The organism is Nocardioides sp. SYSU D00038 (genome assembly GCF_016924665.1).
Classification (GTDB): domain Bacteria; phylum Actinomycetota; class Actinomycetes; order Propionibacteriales; family Nocardioidaceae; genus Nocardioides.
This window is the reverse complement of record NZ_JAFFJT010000005.1, coordinates 146,502-167,515: the sequence shown is the minus strand read 5'-3', so window position 1 is coordinate 167,515 and position 21,014 is coordinate 146,502. Positions and strand designations below refer to the sequence as shown.

The following is a 21,014-nucleotide window of genomic DNA, read 5'->3' as shown; positions in this document are numbered from 1 at the left end:
CGAGGTGAGGGGCTCGACGTCGAGCCGGTCGTCATTACGTGTCGTAACGTTACGTAACGCAACGATGTCGCGGCAAGGGACGGGCCCGGCTGGTCTAGCGAGGATGAATGCTGAACGACCGGGCTCAGGCCGTGGCGCGCGCCCGCGCCAGCTCGGCCAGCCTGGCGAGCGCCAGCGGGAAGATCTCGGACGGCGGCGTGACCAGCCCGGCGCCGACCTGGCCCACGCCGGCCTCGCGCCCCGCCATCCCGGTGTTGATCTGCGGCAGGATCGCGGTGCGGCAGACCCTGGTCACGTCGATGCCGCTGGGCGTGCCCTGGAAGTCGAGCACGGGCACCGACCAGCGCGGGTTCTCGCCGAGGGTGATCTCGTGCATCCGGCGGGTGGTGGCTAAAGCGTCGGGCACGGTGCCGCCGACGAAGCGGACGATCGCGGGCGCGGTCGCCATCGCGAACCCGCCGATGCCGGCGGTCTCGGTGATGGCGGAGTCGCCGATGTCGGGGTTGGCGTCCTCGGGCCCGTAGTCGCCGAGGAACAGCCCGTCGGCCAGCTGGGCGGGGCCGGTGAACCACTCCTCACCCGTGCCGGCGACCTGGATGCCGAAGTCGGTGCCGTTGCGCGCCATCGCCACGACCATCGTCGAGCCCTCGATGCCGCGGGCGGCGTCGAGGGCGAGCTTGCAGGCCGGCATCGCGAGGTTGAGGAAGAAGTGGTCGTTGCCGCCGACGAAGCGCAGCGCCTCGGCGACGGCGGCGCCGTCGTGGCCGGTGCCAACCATCGCCGGCGCGAGGTCGCGCAGCAGCATCAGCGTGCCGGCCCGGTTGCGATTGTGGGCCTCGTCGCCCATCTGGAGCATCTGGGTCAGGATGCCGGTCACGTCGACGGGCCCGGTGGCGCGCACGGCGGCCTGCAGCAGCGGCCCGAGCACGTCGCCCATCCAGCGCAGCCGCGTGATCACCTCGGGGGAGTAGGCGCCGTAGCGCAGCACCTTCCCGAGGCCCTCGTTGAGCGAGCAGTGGGTGCGCCGGCCGGTCTCGAGGTCCTCCAGGACGAACATCCACATGCTCGGCGTCACGACGCCGGCCATCGGGCCGACGGCGCCGCGGTGGTGGCACGGCTCCAGGCTCACCGTGCGGCCGGACTCGAACAGCGCGACGGCGTCGTCGGGGTCGTCGACCAGCCCCTCGAGCGCGGCCCCGCCCATCAGCGCCCCCCGCAGCGGGCCGGAGGCGCGCGCCCACGCGATCGGCGGCCCCGCGTGCAGGAACTGGCCGGGCTCGAGGCCCAGCGCATTGGCGGCCGGCACCACGTCGACCAGGTGGGCCGTCACGCCGAGCATCGCGGCCAGGGCGCGCTCGTTGGCGTCGCGGCGCAGGGGGTCGGCGGCGACGGTGGCCAGGTCGGCCTCGGTGCCGGGCATCGGCGGGCGCCACTCGACGCGGCTGACGTCGACGGCCTGCCCGGCCACCGCGTCGGCGAACAGGTCGGCGCCCACCGACACGACGGAGGTGGGGGACACGACGGTCATCGGGGGCCTCCGGGGAGCAGCGAGACGGCACGGCGGGTGGCGCCGGCGTTGGACAGGTGGACCTCGGCGCCCGCCTCGACCAGCGCCGCCGCCTGGCGGTCGCGGTCCTGCGGGTCGCCGCCGGTGCCGACCAGGGCCACCACCACCGGCTGGTCGAGTGCCGCCACGGCGGGAGCGAGCAGGGCCGCCGGGTCGGGCTCGGCGCCGTGGCCCAGCACCACGTCGAGAAGGACGACCGCGGTCTCGGGGTCGCGCCCGGCCTCGGCGAGGTGCTCCAGGCGGAGCGTGGGGTCGATCATCGGGTGGGCGCGCCCTGCGGTGTAGGCGTCGTCGCCGAAGTCGACGAAGGTGTGCCCGTCGGACGCCCCGTCCCCGAGCAGGCCCTCGGCGACGATCCGGGCCTCGCTGGCCAGCGTGCCGCCGACGAACAGCCCGCGCAGCAGCTGGCCGCTGGTCGCGGGGGACGCCGACCCGGCGACGGGCCACGCGGGCACCTCGTGGCCGAGAGAGCGCAGCAGCGCCTCGGTCGCCTCGGTGAGGTCGGGGTGGCCGGCGCCGAGCAGGGCCAGGCCGACCGGTGTCGACAGCCCGTCAGCGAAGGCCCGCACCTCGGCCGCCACGTCGTCGGCAGGCGGCTTGGAGACGAGGAGCACCGTCTCGACCGCCGGGTCGGCGTCGAGGCGGCGCAGGGCCTCGAGGGTCGACAGGCCGCGGACCTCCGCGGACAGGTCGTGCCCGCCGACGCCGATCGCGTGGCTGACCCCGACGCCGGCGTGGTCGAGGAGGGCCAGCACCTGCTGGCAGCCGGTGCCGCTGGCCGCGACCAGGCCGACCGGCCCCGGGCGCACCGTGTTGGCGAAGCCCAGGCCCACGCCGCCCAGCACCGCGGTGCCGCAGTCGGGACCCATCACCAGCAGCCCGCGCTCGCTGGCCACCCGCTTGAGGGCGACCTCCTGCTCGACCGGCACGTTGTCGCTGAACACCATCACGTCGTGGCCCGCGTCGAGGGCGTCCATCGCCTCGACCAGGGCGCTGGGCCCGGGCACCGAGACCAGCGCGAGCGCGCCCGGCGCCTCGCGCAGCGCGCGGCCGGTGGTGCGCGCGGGGGCGACCTCCGCCGACCCCGACGTACGGCGGCCCAGGCCGGCCAGTGCCTCGTCGACCGCGGCCAGCGCCCGGTCGAGGGCGCGGTCGGGGTCGCCGGCGTCGTCGGCGAACCGGACCGCGACCACCATGTCGTTGGGGGTGGCGGCGTCGGGCACCTCGAAACCCATCTGCTCGAGCACCTCGACGTTCAGCGGGGTGCACATGGCGACCTGGGCGGCCGCGACCCCCTCGACCCCCTGCACGGTGCGGCTGACCTGGAGCAGCGCGACGGAGTCGGCGTAGGCCCCACCGCGCAGCTCGACGTGGGTGCGGCTCATGCGGCCTCCTCCAGTCCGGCGACGCCGGCACCGGCGCCCAGCGAGAGCAGGGCTCGGCGGGCCCCGGTGAGCAGCCCGGCGCCCGAGGTGTGGCCGACCGCGAGCAGGCGGGCGGTGGCGGCGGTCGCGTCGGCCGTGCCGAGGGCACGCAGCCAGGCCGCGAACTCGTCGAGCACCTCGCCCTGCAGCGCGCAGTCGAGCAGGGTGGCCGAGAGCAGGGTGGTGCGGTGGAGCAGCCCGCGCACCGCGGCGTCGACCTCGGGGGTCGCGACGCCGAGGCCGCGGCAGGCCGCGAGCCAGCCGCAGAGCACGTCGTCGCCCTGCGGGGTCAGCCCGTCGCCCGAACCCACGAGGGCGGCGGCGTCGGGCGGAGTCGCGACGCGGCCGGGGTCACGCAGGTCGCGCCGGTCGGGCACCGCCACCGGGTGCACCCGGCCGACGACCACCGGGTGCTCGTCGAGGTGCAGCACGCCGGCGGCGATCCGGGCCGACGTCACGGGCGGCAGCAGGTCGAGGCGGGTGCGCAGGCCGCACGGCACGGCGGCGGCGTCGCGGGTGAGCACGCCGACGCACCAGCCGGCCAGGCCGACGTAGACCGCCCGGTCGCCGCGGTGGACCACGGGGACGGGTCCGTCGGGAGCACCCCGCAGGGCGTCGAGCACCCGCGGTGGTGCGCTGGCCGGGAAGGGCGCGGCGGGGGTCACGCCCCGACGCTAGCCAAGCCGCCGCGACCTGGCCCATGTGAGGATGTGCCAACAGAACCCGGAGGAGGCTCCAGACCTTGCCAGACCAGCGACCCGGAACCATCGACGCGGCCCATGCGCTGGCACGGGTGGACGCCCTGCACAGCGGGCTCACCCAGATCGTGCTCGAGGGCGGCGACCTCCACGGCATCGCCGCCGAGGTGGCGCGCGTGCTCTCCGTCGGCGTGGTGGTCACCTCGACCGACGGTCGGGAGCGCGCGGCGGCGCTCACCGACGAGCAGCGGGCGCGGCTGCGCGGGGCCGACCTCGTCGACGCGACCGGGCGGCTGCGGGTCGAGCGGGTCACCGGCGGCGGCATCGCCCTCGGCGACGGCGCGCTCCGCACCCTGCGGGTCGCGGCCGGCGGCGTCGACCTGGCCCGGCTGGTCTGCCTGCGCGACGACGGCGCGCTCGGCGACGACGACGTCCACGCCCTCGAGCGGGCGGCCGCCGTCGCGGCGCTGCTGATCACCCGCGAGGAGGCCGTCGCCGCGGTCGAGAACAAGTACCAGGGCGACTTCCTGCGCGACCTGTTCCTGCGGCGGGCGGGCGGCCCGGTCAACGACGAGGACTACGTCGCCGAGCACGCCGACACCTTCGGCTGGGACCTGCACCGCCCGGTCGTCGTGGTCGCGGCCGAGATCGACCCGCCGCTGCCCGAGGAGTCCCCGGTGTCGCGGGCGGTGCGCCGGGGGTGGCAGGAGCGGTTCGCCGCCGCCTGGCGGGTGGTCACCCGCGGCGCCGATCCCGGCGTGCCGTGCGTCGACTTCTCCTCCGAGGTGGTGGCCCTGCTGCCGATCACCGGTGGCGACGGCGAGCCGCACCCCGGGCACGAGGTGGTGCGCCGGGTGGTGATGGCGGTCGCCGGCGACAAGGGTGGCGGGCGGCGCTCGTTCTCGGTGGGGGTGAGCCGGCTGGCGGCCGGGCTCGACGACCTGCCCGAGGCCTACGCCCAGGCCCGCCGCGCGGTGGAGGTCGGACGCCGGGTGCACGGTCGCGGGTCGACGACGTTCTTCGACTCCCTGGGCCTGCACCGGCTGATCGCGCTGATCCCCGAGACCCACGAGCTCCGGGCCTTCTCCCACGACGTGCTCGGCCCGCTGGCCGACACCACCTCGGAGGCCGCCGACCTGCGCGAGACCCTGCAGGTGCTGCTCGACACGAACTTCAACGTCGCGGAGGCCGCGCGGCTGCAGTTCTTCCACTACAACACGATGCGCTACCGGGTCTCCAAGCTCGAGCGGTTGCTGGGCCCCCTCTCCAGCGACCCCCACCTGCGGCTCGACGTCGCCGTGGCGCTGCGGGTGCTGGAGATCACCGGCTGATTGCACGCCGATGACCGTGGCGTTGCCACGGTGCCCGCGAAGCAAGTGGTGCCAGCGGCTCCGGCGTTCCTTCGGCAAACGTCGCCGTGTTGGGTGTCAGATGCGTCTCACTAGGTTGAACCGATCTTGACCACCCGGCGAGGGCCGGGAGAGGGGTGTGTGCACCGTGTCGATGTTCAAGTGGGACGTGGTCGATCCGGGGCCGGGCGAGCCGGTCGCCCCCGACCAGCGCCTAGCCTGGGGCAAGACTGTCGGGATCGGGGCCCAGCACGTGGTCGCGATGTTCGGGGCGACGTTCGTCTTCCCGATCATCATGGGCCTGAACGCCAACCTGGCCATCCTGATGAGCGGCATCGCGACGATCTGCTTCCTGCTGATCGTGCGCGGCAAGGTGCCGAGCTACCTCGGCACCTCGGCCGCGTTCGTCGGCGGCGCCGGCGCCATCTACGCCCAGGAGGGCGGCCCCGCCGACGTCACCGGCGCGATCCTCGTCAGCGGCGTGGTGCTCGGCCTGGTCGGCGTGCTGATCCACGTCGCGGGGCCGCGGTTCGTCAACGCCCTGCTGCCGCCCGTCGTGACCGGTGCGGTCGTGATGATCATCGGCTTCAACCTGGCCGGCGTGGCCACCGACGTCTACATGCCCGCCGACCGCTGGATCGCGATCATCACCATGACCGCCGTCATCCTGATGGCCGTCGGCCTGCGCGGCTTCCTCGGCCGGATCGCGATCTTCCTCGGACTGGTGTTCGGCTACGTGCTGTCGTGGATCTTCGACCTGATCGGGGTCGGCGGGGTCGAGGGCGACCGGGTCAACTGGGACACCGTCAAGCAGGCCGACTGGTTCGGCTTCCCCGACAAGACCGTCGCCGGTCTCGTGGGCAACCAGAACGAGCTCGGCAACATGGCCGAGGTCGGCTGGCACTGGCCGGACTTCTCGCTCACCTTCACGTTGCTCGCGCTGCCCGCCGTCATCGCGCTGGTGGCAGAGAACATGGGGCACGTCAAGGCCGTCTCCGGGATGACCGGCACGGACCTCGACCCCGAGATGGGTCGCGCGGTCGCTGCGGACGGTGTCGGCACCGTGATCGCCACCGCCGTGGGCGGCTCGCCGACCACGACGTACGCCGAGAACATCGGCGTCATGGCAGCCACGCGGGTCTACTCCACGGCCGCCTACTACGTCGCCGCGGTCGTCGCCATCCTGCTCGGGTTCGTGCCCAAGTTCGGGGCGGTCGTCTACGCGACGCCGGGCGGCGTCCTGGCCGGCATCACCCTGGTGCTCTACGGCATGATCGGCCTGCTCGGCGCGAAGATCTGGATCGAGAACCGGGTCAACTTCGCCGACCCGGCCAACCTGGTGCCGGTCGCGGCCGGCCTGATCCTCGGCATCGGCCTCGACACGACCGGCGTCTTCGAGGTGTGGGACGACTTCACCCTCGGCGGCATCGCGCTCGGCACCATCGTCGTCATCGCCGGCTACCACCTGGCTCGGCTCGTGGCGCCCAAGGGTGGGGATGGCACGATGTTGGCCGTGGGCAAGCCGGGGGTGCACGAGGAGCCGTGAAGCCTGCCCCCTTCGACTACCACCGTCCGGGATCGCTGGCCGAGGCGCTGGCGATCCTGGCCGGTGAGCCGGGGGCGAAGGTGCTCGCGGGCGGTCAGAGCCTGGTGCCGCTGCTGTCGATGCGGCTGGCCGCGCCGGCCGCCCTCGTCGACATCAACGGCCTGCCCGACCTCGACGCCGTCACGGTCACCGACGACGGGGTGCGGGTCGGCGCCCTGGCCCGCCACGCCGACGTGCTCGCCTCGACCGCCGCGGCGGAGCGTCAGCCCCTGTTGGGGATGGCGCTCGCCCACGTCGCGCACGCCACCATCCGCAACCGCGGCACCACCGTGGGGTCGCTGGTCCACGCCGACGCGGCCTCCGAGCTGCCGGTGGTGCTGCGGCTGCTGGGCGGCTCGGTCGACGTCGCCTCGGTGGGCGGCACCCGCACCATCGCCGCCGACGACCTCTACCTCGGCCCGCTGGAGAGCTCGGTGGCCCCCGACGAGATCGCGACCTCGGCCTGGTTCCCGGCGCTCGAGCCGGGGGCCGGGGTGGCGTTCGACGAGGTGGCCCGGCGGCACGGCGACTACGCGCTGTGCGGGGTCGCCGCCGTCGTCCGGGTCGAGGGTGACCGGGTGGTGTCGGCGCGGGCCGGGTTCGTGTCGGTGGCCGACCTGCCGACCGTCGTCGACGTCACCGACGCCCTCACGACGGTCGACGCCGCCGCGCTCGCCGACCTCGGCGACGTCGTGCTGCCGCACCTCGACCCGGCCGACGACGTCCACGCCACCGCCGACTACCGCGCCCAGCTGGTGCGGGTGCTGACCGCCCGGGTCGTCGGCACCGCCTACGACCGCGCCCGGGAGAGGGGGACCGCCCGATGAGCGACACCCGCCACGACGTCCGGCTGAGCGTCAACGGCGTGGGCCACGACGTGAGCGTGCCTGCGCGCCGGCTGCTCTCCGACGCGCTGCGCCACGACCTCGGCCTCACCGGCACCCACGTCGGCTGCGAGCACGGCGTCTGCGGCGCCTGCACCGTGCTGCTCGACGGCCGCCCGGTGCGCGCCTGCCTGATGCTCGCCGTCTCCGCGGTGGGCTGCGAGATCACCACCGTCGAGGGGCTGGCCCGCGACGACGGCTCGCTGGGGCCGGTGCAGCAGGCGTTCGCGGAGTGCCACGGCCTCCAGTGCGGCTTCTGCACCCCCGGCTTCCTGACCACGATCACGGCCGGGCTCGCCGACAACCCCACGCCCACCCACGAGGAGTGCCGCGACATGATCGCCGGCAACCTGTGCCGCTGCACCGGCTACCAGAACATCGTGCGGGCCGTCGAGCGCGCCGCCGAGCTGATCGCCGAGGAGGGGGAGGCGTCGTGACGACCAAGCTGATGGGCACGCCCGTGCAGCGGGTCGAGGACCAGCGGTTCCTCCGCGGCCACGGCCGCTACGTCGACGACGTGGCGGTCGACGAGCGCACCCTCCACGCCGCCGTGGTCCGCTCGCCCCACGCGCACGCCCGCATCGTCGACATCGACGTCTCGGCGGTGCTCGACCTCGAGGGCGTCCACGCGGTGTGGACCTACGACGACCTCGCCGGGCTCGCGACGCCGATGGCCGAGCCGCTGCCGCTGCTGATCCCGCACCCGGCGCTGACCCACGGCCGCACCCAGTACGCCCTCGCGCGCGCCGAGGTCAACTACGTCGGCGAGGCGGTGGCCTTCGTGGTCGCCGACGACCGCTACGTCGCCGAGGACGCCGTCGGCCTCGTGCGTGTCGACTACGAGGTGCTGCCCCCGGTGGTCGGCATCGACCGCGCCCGCGCCGCCGATCACCTGGTGCACGACGACGTGCCGGGCAACGTCGGGGCCCGGATGGAGCAGAAGACCGGCGACGTCGAGGCCGCGCTGGCCGCGGCCCCCCACCGCCTCCAGCTCGACCTCACCGTCGAGCGCAGCGCCTGCATGCCGATGGAGGGCCGCGGCACCGTGGCCCGCTGGGACCCCGACACCCACCGGCTCCAGGTCTGGTCGTCGACGCAGACCTCCACGGGCGTCCGCGCCGCGGTCGCGGTGAAGCTCGGGCTCGACCTGGGTCAGGTCGACGTGATCACCCCCGACGTCGGGGGTGGTTTCGGCGTGAAGATCAACCACCCGTGGCCCGAGGAGCTCCTGGTGCCGCTCGCGGCCCGGACGCTGGGGCGCACGGTGAAGTTCACCGAGGACCGTCGCGAGCACTTCATCTCCTCGGCCCACGAGCGCGGCCAGGTGCAGCACATCGAGGTCGGCTTCGACGACGAGGGCCGGCTGCTCGCGCTCGACGTGGAGTTCTGGCACGACCACGGCGCCTACACGCCCTACGGCCTGATCGTCCCGATCATCACCTCGACCCAGCTGCTCGGCCCCTACAAGCCGCAGGTCTACCGGGTGCGGTTCGAGTCGCTCTACACCAACACCGTCATCGTGACGCCCTACCGCGGCGCCGGCCGCCCGCAGGGCTGCTACGCCATGGAGCGCACGATGGACGCGATCGCCGACTTCCTCGACCGCGACCGCGCGGAGGTGCGGGCGGCCAACTTCATCCAGCCCGACGAGTTCCCGTTCGACCAGGGTCTGGTCTTCCAGGACGGCCGCGAGCTCGAGTACGACTCCGGCGACTACCCCGCCTCGCTGGAGAAGCTGAAGGCGCTGGTCGGGTGGGACGACTTCCCGGCGTACCAGGCAGAGATGGCGGCCGCGGGCCGCCGGGTCGGCATCGGCCTGGCCTGCTACGTCGAGGGCACCGGCGTCGGTCCCTACGAGGGCGCTCACGTGCACATCGAGACGTCTGGCAAGGTCAAGGTCGCCACCGGCCTCACCACCCAGGGCCAGGGGCACGCCACCGTCTTCGCGCAGCTGGTCGCCGACGAGCTCGGGGTGCGCATGGAGGACGTCGAGGTCGTGACCGGCGACACCCGGCGGATGCCCTACGCCGTGGGCACCTTCGCCTCGCGCGCCGCGGTGATGAGCGGCTCGGCCATCCACCTCGCCGCCAAGCGGGCCAAGGAGAAGGCGTTGCGCATCGCCGCCGAGGCACTCGAGGTCGACGAGCGCGACCTCGAGATCGTCGACGGGGTGGTGTCGGTGAAGGGCTCGCCCGGCACCTCGATCGACCTCGGCACCGTCTCGGTGCTCTCCAACCCGCTGCGCTACGCCTTCGACGAGGCCTCCAAGGCCGCCACCCAGTTCTCCGTGGGCGACCCCGGCCGGCCGCCGGTGGCCGAGGGCGACGAGCCCGGCCTGGAGGGCAAGGACTTCTACTCCCCGGAGCGCGCGACGTTCGCCTCCGGGATGCACGCGGTGATCGTCGAGACCGACCCGCTCACCGCCGAGATCCGGATCCTCAAGTACGCCGTCGTCCACGACTGCGGCCACCTGATCAACCCGATGATCGTCGAGGGCCAGATCCACGGCGGGGTGGCCCAGGGCGTGGGCGGCGCGCTCTACGAGCGGATGGCCTACGACGAGAGCGGGCAGCTGCTCAACGCCTCGTTCATGGACTTCCTGATGCCCTACGTCACCGAGATCCCCGACGGCATCGACATCGACCACCTCGAGACGCCCTCGCCGCTGAACCCGCTCGGCATCAAGGGCGCCGGCGAGGCCGGGGTGATCCCCTCGGCCGCGGTCTTCGCCGCCGCGATCGAGGACGCCGAGCGGGTGGCCCTGCCCGACCTGACGATCACCGCCATGCCCATCTCGCCGTCCGAGCTGCACGCGCTGCGCCAGCGGCACCCGCAGCCGCGGCCGCACCGACAGGAGCGCTCGTGAAGATCTCCGGGTCCAACACCCTGCCCCACCCGCCGGCCCGGGTCTGGGACGCGCTGCTCGACCCCGCGGTCCTGGTGGCCACGATCCCCGGCTGCTCGCGGCTCGAGTCCACCGGCGAGCACGCCTACGCGATGACGGTGACCGCCGGCGTCGCCGCCATCAAGGGCACCTACGACGGCAGCTGCTCCCTCACCGACCTCCAGCCGCACGAGTCGCTCACCATGCGGCTCACCGGGGCGGGCGCGCCCGGCACGGTCGACGCCACGGTGGACGTCCGTTTCGAGGACCTCGGCGCCGAGGGCACCCGGATCTCCTACGACGCCGATGCGGTCGTCGGCGGCATGGTCGGCGGTGTCGGGCAGCGGATGCTGGCGAGCGTCTCGCGACGGATGGCCGCGGAGTTCTTCGGCAACGTCGGCGACCGGATCGCCGCGCCCGCCGCGTCGGCCGAGCCCCCCGCCTCCGTCACCTCCGCGACGCCCGGCGACCCGCTGGCCCCGGCCGCCGGCGCGGTCTTCACCCCGCCGGCACCGGCGCGGGCCCCGGGCTCCTCGACCGAGTTCCTGCGCGGTGTCGCGGTCGGCGCCGGCCTGGTGGTGCTGGGCGTCGTGGTCGGGTCGCTGTTCGGCCGGCGGCGGTGAGCGACCTCTCGGTCGACTCGACCGCGCGCGAGATGGCCGCCGCCGTCCGCGAGCGGCGGATCTCGGCACGCGAGCTGCTCGAGCTCCACCTGGCCCGGATCGCCGAGCGCAACGGCACGCTGAACGCGATCGTGTCGCTCGACGAGGGCCGGGCCCGCGCCGGGGCGGCCGCCGCCGACGAGTGGCTGGCGCGCCGCGGCGAGCCGGGGGCCCTGCACGGCCTGCCGTTCGCGTTCAAGGACACCCACGCCGTGGCCGGCTGGCGCACGACGTACGGGTCGCCGCTGCTGGCCGACCACGTGCCGGACGCCGACGAGCTCGTCGTCGAGCGGGTGCGCCGGGCCGGCGTGGTCGTGATCGGCAAGACCAACGTGCCCGAGTTCGCCGCGGGCTCGCACACGTTCAACCCCGTCTTCGGCACCACCCGCAACCCGGTCGACCCCACTCGCTCGGCCGGCGGCTCCAGCGGGGGAGCGGCGGCGGCGCTGGCCAGCGGCATGGTGCCGCTCGCCGACGGCTCCGACATGGGCGGCTCGCTGCGCAACCCGGCCGCCTTCTGCGGGGTGGTGGGCCTGCGCCCCTCGCTCGGCCGGGTGCCGGAGTGGCCGCTCTACAACCAGTGGGAGACCACGTCGGTCGCCGGGCCGCTGGCCCGCAACGTCGGCGACCTCGCGCTGCTGCTGTCGGTGCAGGCCGGCCCCGACCCGCGGGCACCGCAGGCGCTCGGCGACCCCGGCTCGACGTTCGCGCCCCCGGTCTCGGGCACGCTCGCGGGGCTGCGGGTCGCGTGGAGCCTCGACCTCGGCGGGGCCTTCGAGGTCGACCACGAGGTCGCCGCGTTGGTCGAGCAGGCCGGCCGGCTGATCGCCCGCCACGGCGCCCGGGTCTTCTCCGCCTGGCCCGACCTTCCGGAGGCCGACGACACCTTCCGCACCCTGCGCGCCTGGCACCTGCACGCCAAGCTCGGCGACCTGCTCGCCGCCCATCCCGACGCGTTCAAGCAGTCGCTGGCCGACAACGTCCGGCTCGGCGAGACGCTGAGCGGGGCCGACGTCGCCCGCGCCTACACCCAGCGCACCGCGCTGTCGGAGCGGATGCGCGAGTTCTTCGGCTCCTACGACCTGCTCGTGCTCCCGGTCACCCAGGTGCCGCCGTTCCCGGCCGAGCAGGAGTGGCCCACCGAGATCAACGGCCGGCCGATGACGACCTACCTCGACTGGATGCGCTCCAACTACCTGATCACCGTCACCGGCTGCCCCTCGCTGGCGGTGCCGGCCGGCCGGACGCCGGGCGGGCTGCCGGTCGGCGTGCAGCTGGTCGGGCCGCACGGCTCCGAGCGCCGGCTGCTGGAGATCGGCGCGGCGTTCGAGGCCGCCCGCGACGCCTGAGCCCGGCGGCCGATCTGGCCCGTTGGTGCTATTCCGGGACCGTCCGGCCAGCCACTAGACAGGGCCTCACCAATCTCGGTTCGAAAGGGAGCCCATGTCCTCGTGTGACCACACCTGCCCGCCCCGGCGTCGCCGCCCGTCGTTCACCACGGTGATCGCGCTGCTGGCGCTGGTCCTCGCCGTCAGCGGCACCAGCTACGCCGCCGGCAAGATCAACGGCAAGAACATCAAGGCGAACTCCATCGCCGGCAAGAAGCTGAAGAACGACACCGTCACCGGTGCGAAGATCAAGGAGAGCACGCTCGGCCAGGTGCCGTCGGCCAAGGTGGCCGACTCGGTCAAGCCGGGCGCCGTCGCGGCGGACGACCTCGCTGCCAACTCGATCGGATCGGCCGCGCTGGGGACGATCACCCAGCGGCAGACGACCCAGTCGGTGGGGGCCAACTCGAGCGAGTTCCAGAGCACCAGCTGCCAGGCCGGCGAGCAGCTGATCTCCGGTGGTGCGTACTGGGAGCTTTCCAGCGGCACCTTCACCGACGCGACCTCCGCCGCGCTCGACCTGGTCTACAGCCACCCCAACAACACCAGCTGGGTGGTCCGTGGCCACAACGGGACCGGCAACAGCCACACCCTGCGCGTCTACGCGCTCTGCCTGGCGCCCTGACCCGCTGACGCTGCACGGCCCGCCTACCGCACGACCGGGAGGCGGGCCGTTCCGCGTCCGGACGCGTCGGGCCGGGGCCCACGGGGGGCGGCGACCAGACCAGCGGCGTTGCCTGGAAATAGGAGAGGGGCCCTTGGGAGTATGAGTCCCAAGGGCCCCTCAGGTGACCGGTACCGGTGACGCTTCCGGTCGACTGCTCCTCGACTCCGGTCCCAGCGGCCTCGTCACCCAACCGCCGCGACGCTGCTCCGGCAAGCCGGCGCCGCGTCGTACGGACCCTCGTCTCCGAGCTGTCCCGCTCTCCCCGAGGGGAGTGCGTGGGAGAAGTTCTATGCCCTGCGATCCCAGCTGCGCAAGGGTTTCCGGGGCTCGTCCGGCGACATTCCCGTGGTTCCACCGGCTCTCCACCGCCGGCCGTCGGTCGTGCACCACGTGGGTCACGCCGTCCACAGGTGGGGCCAGGTTGTGCACACGGAGGCGGCGCCGGTTGTGGACAACGGCGGCCATCGGTCCAGACCACCGCTCGCCGCGCCCTACGATCCCGGGCATGGGCTTCCTGCGCGAGGTGTGGCGGCGGGCGGTGTCCGGCGACGTCCTCACCGACGACGAGCGTGCCGCGGCGACCGCGGAGGGCCTCGAGGTGCTCGCCGAGGGGCTGCCGTGCACCCGGCGGTTGCGCGACTTCCGGGCGCCGGGGAGGAGGTCCGTCCGCCGGGTCACCCGCACCTCCGGCGGGGTGCTCCTCACCCGCAGCCGGCTGGTCGTGTGGGGTGCCGGGGAGCGCCACGTCGACGTCGCCCGCACCGCGCTGCCGCTCGCCGGGCTGACGGCCACCGAGCCGCGCCCCGGCGTCCTCCTGGTCTCCTACGACGCCGCCCGGCTCTTCCCCGACCGCTCGGGCCGGGTCGAGCTCGAGCTGCGCACGCCGGAGGCCGCGCGCGTGGTCGCGGCCGTGACCGGGGGCTGAGCGCAGCACCTGCCGACGGGGCGCAGCACCCTGCCGACGAGGCGCAGCACCTGCCAACGAGGCACGGGGGCGACGGCAACCTCTGCCGTGGTCGGCGCCGTGGCGCGGACGCTTGGATCGAGGCGTGGAGCACGACAGCGCACGCAGCGGCAGGATCCGGGTCGGCATCGACACCGGCGGGACGTTCACCGATGTGGTCGCCCTCGACGAGCGGTCGGGTCGGTTGGTCACGACCAAGACCCCGTCGACGCCGGCCAACCCCGCCGACGGGTTCATGGCCGGCATCGACAAGGTGCTCGGGCTGCTGGGGGTGCCGGCCGGCGACGGCAGCGTGCTCGCCGCGGTCAGCCACGGCACCACCGTCGCGACCAACCAGCTGCTGGAGGGCAAGGTCGACCGGCTCGGCTTCGTGACCACCGAGGGCTACGAGGCGATGCTCGAGATCGCCCGGCAGTCGGTGCCCGACGGCTACGGCAACTCCTACTTCTGGGTCAAGCCCGACCGGATCGTCCCGCGCGACCTGGTCAGGGGCGTCGGCGGCCGGCTCGACTTCACCGGCGCCGAGGTGCGCCCCTTCGACGAGGACGGCGCCCGCGCGGTCGCCCGCTGGTTCCGCGACCGCGGCATCACCACCCTCGGGGTCTGCTTCCTCCACGCCTACGCCAACCCCGAGCACGAGGAGCGGATGCGGGCGGTGCTCGCGGAGGAGCACCCCGACGCGGTGGTCTCGCTGTCGAGCGAGGTGCTGCGCGAGTACCGCGAGTACGAGCGGGCGATGACCACGCTGGTCGACGCCGCGGTCAAGCCCCGGCTCTCGGCGTACGTCTCCAACATCACCAGCCGCCTGACCGCCTACGCCGAGCGCCCGATCCCCTTCTACGTGATGAAGTCCAACGGCGGCGTGCTCAGCGCCGACGAGGTCGTGCACCAGCCGATCACCACCGTGCTGTCGGGGCCGGCGGCGGGCGCCCTCGGTGCCGCGCTGATCGCCCGGGTGGCGGGCTTCGACAAGGTCCTCACCAGCGACGGCGGCGGCACCTCCACCGACGTCAGCGTGGTGATCGACGGCGAGCCCACGCTCACCACCGAAGGCTCGGTGGGCGCCTTCCCGTCGAAGATCCCGATGATCGACGTGGTGACGGTCGGGGCCGGTGGTGGCTCGATCGCCTGGCTCTCGCCCGAGGGCACCCTCAAGGTCGGGCCCCAGTCGGCCGGCGCCGACCCCGGGCCGCTCTGCTACGCCCGGGGCGGCACCGACGTCACCATCACCGACGCCCACGTCGTGCTCGGCCGGATCCCGCCCCACCTGCTGGGCGGGGAGATCCCGCTCGACGTCGACGCCGCGCGCCGCGGCGTCGAGGAGCTGGCCGCCCGGCTCGGGCTGACCCCGGAGGCCTGCGCGACCGGCGTGCTGGAGATCTCGGCCTGGAACCAGGCCAACGCCCTGCGCCAGGTCACGGTCAAGCGCGGCCTCGACGTCCGTGACTTCACGCTGACCACCTTCGGTGGCTCGGGGTCGCTGCTGCTGTGCCGGCTCGTCGATGTGCTGGGCCTGCCCGCGGTGCTGGTGCCGCCCGACCCCGGCAACGTCTCGGCGTTCGGCCTGCTCACGGTCGACGTCAAGAACGACTACGTGCAGACCCACGTGGCGCTGGCCGACGCCCTCGACCCCGCGGTCGTCTCGGGCATCGTCGACGACCTCACCGCCCGCGCCGCGGCGGCGCTGGTGGGCGAGGGGTTCGCGCCGGAGCAGCACCAGTTCGCCCGCACCGCCGACCTGCGCTACTTCGGCCAGGCCTTCGAGGTGCGGGTGCCGGTGCCCGACGGCCTGGTCGACGCCGCTGCGCTCGCCGAGGTCGCCGAGCGGTTCCACGCCGAGCACCGCCGGCTCTACGGCTACGACTTCGCCGGCGACCCCGACCAGCAGGTCGAGTGGGTCAACGTCCGGGTCAGCGGCATCGGCCCGATCCAGCGCCCCGAGATCCGGCGCCACCCCGTCGGCGACGGCTCGCCGCCGACGGTGCGGAGCCGGCGCCCGGTCTGCTTCGACGCCGACGCGGGCTACGTCGACACCCCGGTGCTGTGGCGCCCCGACCTGGCGCCCGGCACGGTCGTCACCGGCCCGGCCGTGATCGAGGAGTTCGGCTCCACCGTGCCGCTGCACCCGGGCTTCACCGCCCGGGTGGACGAGCTCCTCAACATCATCGTGACCCCGGACCCCAGGAGCCAGGCATGAGCACGAGCACGAGCAGGCAGGCCCCCACCCAGTTCCCGTTCGGCCACCTCACCGCCGACGCCGGAGCGAGCGCCGACCCGGTGCTGGTCGAGATCGTGCAGGGGTCGCTGGCGAGCGTGGAGATGGAGGTCGAGACCGCGATCGCCCGCACCAGCCGGAGCCCGATGATCCGCGACGCCCACGACTTCCGCGCCGGCATCCACGACCGGCTGCTGCGCAAGCTCACCGGACGGTCGTACTCCGCGCTGGTCCACCCGGTCGCCCGCGACTTCCCGCTCGAGGAGATGCGCGAGGGCGACGTCTTCTTCCACAACGACGTCTACCGCTCCGAGGGCGGCATCGGGCACCTGCCCGACCTGTGCGTGACGGTGCCGGTCTTCTCGGGCCCGGCCGACCGGCGCCGGGTCGTCGCGTTCGTGCAGGCGTTCGGCCACCACGACGACATCGGCGGCGCGGTGCCGGGCTCGATGCCCTCCCACGCGACCAGCGTCTTCGAGGAGGGGCTGATGGTGCCCCCCATCCGGCTGTGGGACGCCGGCGTGCCCAACCGGGCCGCGCTGTCGATCATGACCCGCAACTCCCGGATGCCCGAGTCGCTCGCGGCCGACCTCGACGCCGAGTGCTCGGCGTGCCTGATGGGCGCCCGCCGGCTCGGCGAGCTCTTCGACCGCTACGGCGTGGAGACGGTCGAGTCGTGCTTCGACGCGATCATCTCGCGCACCACCGAGACCTACCGCCGCGAGATCCTCGCCAAGATCCCGGTCGGCAGCTGGGTCTGGGAGGACTACGCCGAGCACGACGGCGTGGACGAGCCGCGACTGCACGCCCAGCGGATCACCCTGACCCGCACCGCGCCCGACGACCCGGGGGGCGAGCGGCTGGTGCTCGACTTCGACGGCACCTCGCCGCAGGCCAAAGGGCCGATCAACCACTGCGGCGACTACAGCGACGGCGTCTTCCTCAAGAAGTGGCTGGCGCCGATCCTGCGCAACCTCGCCGACACGCCCGAGCGGATGGCCGAGCTCGACGTCAACGAGGGGATCGTGCCCCTCATCGAGATGCGGTTCCCCCCGCCCGGCACGCTGCTGACGCCGGTCTTCCCGGCGCCCACCAACGCCCGGACCTTCGTGATCCTGCGCCTGCTCGGCGTGCTCGCCGGCGTGGTGGCCAAGGCGGTCGACGGCCGGATGCCGGCCGACCAGGAGACGATCCGCTACACCGGCGTCTACGGCGAGGACCTCGACGGCCGGCCGTACCTCATGCGCGAGGTGCTCGGCGGCGGCTCGGGCGGCCGCTACTACGCCGACGGCGAGGACACCATCCACGTGGTGCCCGACTCCCGCAACCTCCCCACGGAGTTCACCGAGGCCAGGTTCCCGTTCCGGGTCGAGTCGCTCTCGCTGGCCGTCGACAGCGGCGGCCCGGGGCAGTTCCGCGGGGGCCTGGGCTACGAGAAGCAGGTGCGGATGCTCAAGGACGCCCACTTCATGTCGATCGCCGACCGGTCGATCCTGGCCTGCTGGGGAGTGCGCGGCGGCCGGGCCGGCACGCCGTTCCAGGTCACCATCGACCCCGGCGGACCCGCCGAGCGCGAGGTCGACGCCCTCGCCGACGCTGAGCCGGTCCGGGCCGGTGAGCTGATCCGGATCCGCACCACGGGCGGCGGCGGCTGGGGCGACCCGCTCGAGCGCGACCCCGCGCTGGTCGTGCGCGACGTCGTGTGGCGCAAGGTCTCCGCGAGCGCGGCCGAGCGCGACTACGGCGTGGTGCTGACCGGCTCGCTCGACGACGACAGCCTGGCCTTCGACGCCGACGCCACCGACGAGCTCCGGTCGCGGCTGGCCGCGACGCGCGGCGAGCCGGCGTTCTTCGATCGCGGGCCCGGCTACGCGCGGCTGGCCGGCGGCGCCACCTCCGCGACCGTCGACGCGGGCTGAGCGGGCCGGACGACGATGGCGTCAGCTCCAGGCGGCGTGGGTGACCGTGCCGATGGTGATGCCGACCAGCGCCAGCACGAGGTAGATCGCCAGCCACCACAGCGGCGGCCGGAGCCGGTTCTCCTTCACCCGGGCGGTCAGGCCCGAGCCGCGACCGACGGGCAGCACGACGTAGAGCACCGGGGCGGCCATCAGCCAGAACAGCACGCCGCACACGATCCAGCCCGCCTCGGCGCTGCCGTCGAAGAGACCGAAGTCCATGAAGTTCCAGCCCAGCGAGCCGAAGAGGCCGACCCACATCAGCGAGAGCAGGTCGGGGGCGCCCAGGCCGATCGCGACCGCGGTGCCGGCGAACGCGGTCAGCATCATCACCGGGATGCCGACCGGCATCATCCACACCCCCTCGGGGCACGGCTGGGCCGAGACGTAGGGCCCGCCGTCGGCGCACGAGCCCCCGACGCCCATCACGTCCCGCATGACCAGGTAGACCCAGGTCATCATCGTCACCAGCAGCACGACCGCACCGACGAGCCACGCGACCCGTCCCACGGGGACCGCCGGGGCGGCCTGGATCTCCACCATGGCCGCACTCTGGCAGAGATCCGGCCGCGATGACGGGCGCGACACGGACCGTCGCGGTGCTCGGCGGCACCGGCAAGACCGGCCGCGCGGTCTGCGCCGCCCTGACCGACCGCGGCGCGGTGGCCCGCCCGCTGTCGCGCCGGCACCGGGAGCACCTGCCCGCCGCGCTGGCCGGCTGCGACGCGGCGTACGTGATCGCCCCCAACATGCACCCCGACGAGCCCGGCCTGGTGGCCGAGGCGTGCGCGGCGCTGGTGGTGACCGGGGTAGGAAGGGTGGTCTACCACTCGGTCGCCGCGCCCTACGCGCCGTCGATGCCCCACCACGTCGGCAAGGCGGTCGCCGAGGACGTCGTGCGCCGCTCCGGGCTGGCCTGGACCGTGCTCCAGCCCGCGCCGTACCTGCAGAACCTCGACCTGACCCGCACCGTCCGGGTGCCCTATCGCGCCGACGCGCAGTTCGGCTTCCTCGACCTCGCCGACCTCGGGCGCGCCGCGGCGACGGTGCTGCTCGACGACGGGCACGTGGGCGCGACGTACGAGCTGGCGTCGCGGCAGGCGACGGTCGCCGTGCTGGCGGCGGAGGCCGGCGTCGGCGTCGAGGTGGTGGGTGCCGGGGAGTGGGCGGTGCGCGAGGGCGCGGACCTCGAGCCGCGGGTGCGCGAGTGGCTGCTGGCGATGTTCGCCCACTACGACGCCCACGGGCTGCCGGTCGGCACCCGGGTGCTCGAGTGGCTGCTGCGCTCGTAGGATTCCGCCGTGCCCGTCGACGTCAGAGCCGCCCTGCCCGCCGACCTGGCCGCCATCGCGGCGATCTGGCACGCCGGGTGGCACGACGGCCACGACGGGCACGTGCCGGAGGCACTGGCCGCGGCCCGCACCGAGGCGTCGTTCCGCGAGCGCGCCGCGGCCCGCCTGCCCGACACCTCGGTCGCCGTCGTCGACGGCGAGGTGGCGGGGTTCGTGGTGGTCGCCGAGGACGAGGTCGAGCAGGTCTACGTCGCCGCCCACCACCGCGGCACCGACGTCGCCCCGGCCGTGCTCGCCGAGGGCGCCCGGCTGGCCCACGACCGGGGCCACGACCGGGCCTGGCTGGCGGTCGCGACCGCGAACGCCCGGGCCCGGCGGTTCTACGAGCGCGAGGGCTGGACCGACGAGGGCCCGTTCGACTATCCCGCGGAGGGCCCCGACGGCCCGATCGTCGTCGCCTGCCACCGCTACGTGCTGACCGCGACCGACTGACCGGTCGCCGGCTCCCGGCCGCTTTGGTGGCGGGCGGCAGCATGGGCGGGTGGACGACGCGCGGCAGGTGCTGGAGGCGGAGCGGGCCCGGACCCTGGCCCGGCTCGCCGACCTGACCGCGGGCTACGACGCCGTGGTCGCCGCCTCGCTCGACACCAACGCCGACGACGAGCACGACCCCGAGGGCGCCACCATCGCCTTCGAGCGCGCCCAGGTGGGTGCCCTGGCCGCGCAGGCGCGCGATCACCTGGTCGAGATCGACGCCGCGCTCGCGCGGGTCGCCGACGGCACCTGGGGCACCTGCGAGCGCTGCGGCCGCCCCATCGCCCCCGGGCGCCTCGAGGCCCGCCCCGTCGCCCGCACCTGCATCGACTGCGCCGCCGCCGGTCGGCCGCGGCGCTGAGGCGGGGGCTCGGGGCGACCGAACCGCGCTTTGCGCCGTTCGTGCGGGTGGTGGGTGCGATCCGGGGGTGCGAATCGCGCCTTTGCGTAGTTCGTGCGGTTGGGGCGCGCTGGCTCCGGGCAGCGGGGGGCGGCCGCGCGCGTAGCAGGCCGAGCCTCGGCGTCAAGGGTTCGCTTCGCCGCTGCGCGCCCTTGACCCCGAGCCTCGTTCGGCCTGCTGGTCGGCGCGCTGCCGGCACGGGCTCCGCCCGCGCCGCCGCTGGCGCGGCCGCCAATGTGCCAGAACCACTCGATTGAGCTGTTCGTGCGGATTGGGGGGTGGCGAATCGACCGGAACCACTCGATTGAGCTGTTCGTGCGGATTGGGGGGTGGCGAATCGACCGGAACCACTCGATTGAGCTGTTCGTGCGGATTGGGGGGTGGCGAATCGACCGGAAGCACTCGATTGAGCTGTTCGTGCGGATTGGGGGGTGGCGAATCGACCGGAAGCACTCGATTGAGCTGTTCGTGCGGATTGGGGGGTGACGAATCGACCGGAACCACTCGATTGAGCTGTTCGTGCGGATCGGGGGCGCGATTCGG

18 protein-coding genes are annotated in these 21,014 nt (G+C 74.1%); 14 read left to right on the top strand and 4 right to left on the bottom strand.

Annotated elements, in window-relative coordinates:
* Window positions 1–124 precede the first annotated feature (124 nt).
* The 3 genes from JT721_RS01710 to JT721_RS21540 are packed head-to-tail and all read right to left on the bottom strand — an operon-like array spanning window position 125 to window position 3,656.
* On the bottom strand, window positions 125–1,528 hold the full coding sequence (locus JT721_RS01710; protein ID WP_205471153.1) for a DUF1116 domain-containing protein: 1,404 nt from the start codon (window positions 1,526–1,528) through the stop codon (window positions 125–127).
* On the bottom strand, window positions 1,525–2,952 hold the full coding sequence (locus JT721_RS01705) for an FdrA family protein (protein ID WP_205471152.1): 1,428 nt from the start codon (window positions 2,950–2,952) through the stop codon (window positions 1,525–1,527). Before JT721_RS01705 ends, JT721_RS01710 begins: the two co-directional genes overlap by 4 nt.
* Window positions 2,949–3,656 (bottom strand): DUF2877 domain-containing protein, encoded by a 708-nt coding sequence (locus tag JT721_RS21540; RefSeq protein WP_205471151.1) that lies wholly within the window; start codon window positions 3,654–3,656, stop codon window positions 2,949–2,951. Before JT721_RS21540 ends, JT721_RS01705 begins: the two co-directional genes overlap by 4 nt.
* Window positions 3,657–3,784: 128 nt before the next feature.
* Here JT721_RS21540 and JT721_RS01695 point away from each other — a divergent pair, with 128 nt between their 5' ends.
* The 11 genes from JT721_RS01695 (at window position 3,785) to JT721_RS01645 (ending at window position 18,206) form a co-directional block, all read left to right on the top strand.
* A complete protein-coding gene (locus JT721_RS01695) occupies window positions 3,785–5,020 on the top strand; it encodes a CdaR family transcriptional regulator (protein WP_205471150.1) in 1,236 nt (411 codons plus the stop codon).
* A 172-nt stretch (window positions 5,021–5,192) separates the two neighbouring features.
* Window positions 5,193–6,584, top strand: a complete 1,392-nt coding sequence (locus tag JT721_RS01690) for a uracil-xanthine permease family protein (protein WP_205471267.1) — start codon at window positions 5,193–5,195, stop codon at window positions 6,582–6,584.
* Complete coding sequence (locus JT721_RS01685) at window positions 6,581–7,450, top strand: xanthine dehydrogenase family protein subunit M (RefSeq protein ID WP_205471149.1); 870 nt, start codon at window positions 6,581–6,583, stop codon at window positions 7,448–7,450. The genes JT721_RS01690 and JT721_RS01685 overlap by 4 nt, the downstream gene beginning before the upstream one ends.
* Window positions 7,447–7,944, top strand: a complete 498-nt coding sequence (locus JT721_RS01680; protein WP_205471148.1) for a (2Fe-2S)-binding protein — start codon at window positions 7,447–7,449, stop codon at window positions 7,942–7,944. The genes JT721_RS01685 and JT721_RS01680 overlap by 4 nt, the downstream gene beginning before the upstream one ends.
* Window positions 7,941–10,373: an aerobic carbon-monoxide dehydrogenase large subunit gene (gene cutA, locus JT721_RS01675; protein ID WP_205471147.1), complete on the top strand. Its 2,433-nt coding sequence runs from the start codon at window positions 7,941–7,943 to the stop codon at window positions 10,371–10,373. Before JT721_RS01680 ends, cutA begins: the two co-directional genes overlap by 4 nt.
* Window positions 10,370–11,014, top strand: a complete 645-nt coding sequence (locus JT721_RS01670) for a carbon monoxide dehydrogenase subunit G (RefSeq protein WP_205471146.1) — start codon at window positions 10,370–10,372, stop codon at window positions 11,012–11,014. Before cutA ends, JT721_RS01670 begins: the two co-directional genes overlap by 4 nt.
* Complete coding sequence (locus JT721_RS01665) at window positions 11,011–12,402, top strand: amidase (RefSeq protein ID WP_205471145.1); 1,392 nt, start codon at window positions 11,011–11,013, stop codon at window positions 12,400–12,402. The genes JT721_RS01670 and JT721_RS01665 overlap by 4 nt, the downstream gene beginning before the upstream one ends.
* 94 nt (window positions 12,403–12,496) lie before the next feature.
* Window positions 12,497–13,066: a hypothetical protein gene (locus tag JT721_RS01660; RefSeq protein WP_205471144.1), complete on the top strand. Its 570-nt coding sequence runs from the start codon at window positions 12,497–12,499 to the stop codon at window positions 13,064–13,066.
* Window positions 13,067–13,613: 547 nt separating this feature from the next.
* Window positions 13,614–14,033, top strand: a complete 420-nt coding sequence (locus tag JT721_RS01655) for a hypothetical protein (protein ID WP_205471143.1) — start codon at window positions 13,614–13,616, stop codon at window positions 14,031–14,033.
* Window positions 14,034–14,157: 124 nt separating this feature from the next.
* A complete protein-coding gene (locus tag JT721_RS01650) occupies window positions 14,158–16,269 on the top strand; it encodes a hydantoinase/oxoprolinase family protein (protein ID WP_307827828.1) in 2,112 nt (703 codons plus the stop codon).
* Window positions 16,266–18,206: a hydantoinase B/oxoprolinase family protein gene (locus JT721_RS01645; protein ID WP_205471142.1), complete on the top strand. Its 1,941-nt coding sequence runs from the start codon at window positions 16,266–16,268 to the stop codon at window positions 18,204–18,206. The genes JT721_RS01650 and JT721_RS01645 overlap by 4 nt, the downstream gene beginning before the upstream one ends.
* 21 nt (window positions 18,207–18,227) lie before the next feature.
* On the opposite strand, the gene JT721_RS01640 is transcribed toward JT721_RS01645, so the two are convergent.
* On the bottom strand, window positions 18,228–18,788 hold the full coding sequence (locus JT721_RS01640; RefSeq protein WP_205471141.1) for a hypothetical protein: 561 nt from the start codon (window positions 18,786–18,788) through the stop codon (window positions 18,228–18,230).
* Between the two features lie 29 nt (window positions 18,789–18,817).
* On the opposite strand from JT721_RS01640, the gene JT721_RS01635 reads away from it, so the two are divergent.
* The 3 genes from JT721_RS01635 to JT721_RS01625 are packed head-to-tail and all read left to right on the top strand — an operon-like array spanning window position 18,818 to window position 20,432.
* Complete coding sequence (locus tag JT721_RS01635) at window positions 18,818–19,537, top strand: SDR family oxidoreductase (protein ID WP_205471140.1); 720 nt, start codon at window positions 18,818–18,820, stop codon at window positions 19,535–19,537.
* A gap of 9 nt (window positions 19,538–19,546) precedes the next feature.
* Complete coding sequence (locus JT721_RS01630) at window positions 19,547–20,029, top strand: GNAT family N-acetyltransferase (protein WP_205471139.1); 483 nt, start codon at window positions 19,547–19,549, stop codon at window positions 20,027–20,029.
* Between the two features lie 49 nt (window positions 20,030–20,078).
* The gene (locus JT721_RS01625; protein ID WP_205471138.1) at window positions 20,079–20,432 is read left to right on the top strand and encodes a TraR/DksA C4-type zinc finger protein; all 354 of its coding nucleotides are present in this window, start codon (window positions 20,079–20,081) and stop codon (window positions 20,430–20,432) included.
* Window positions 20,433–21,014 lie beyond the last annotated feature (582 nt).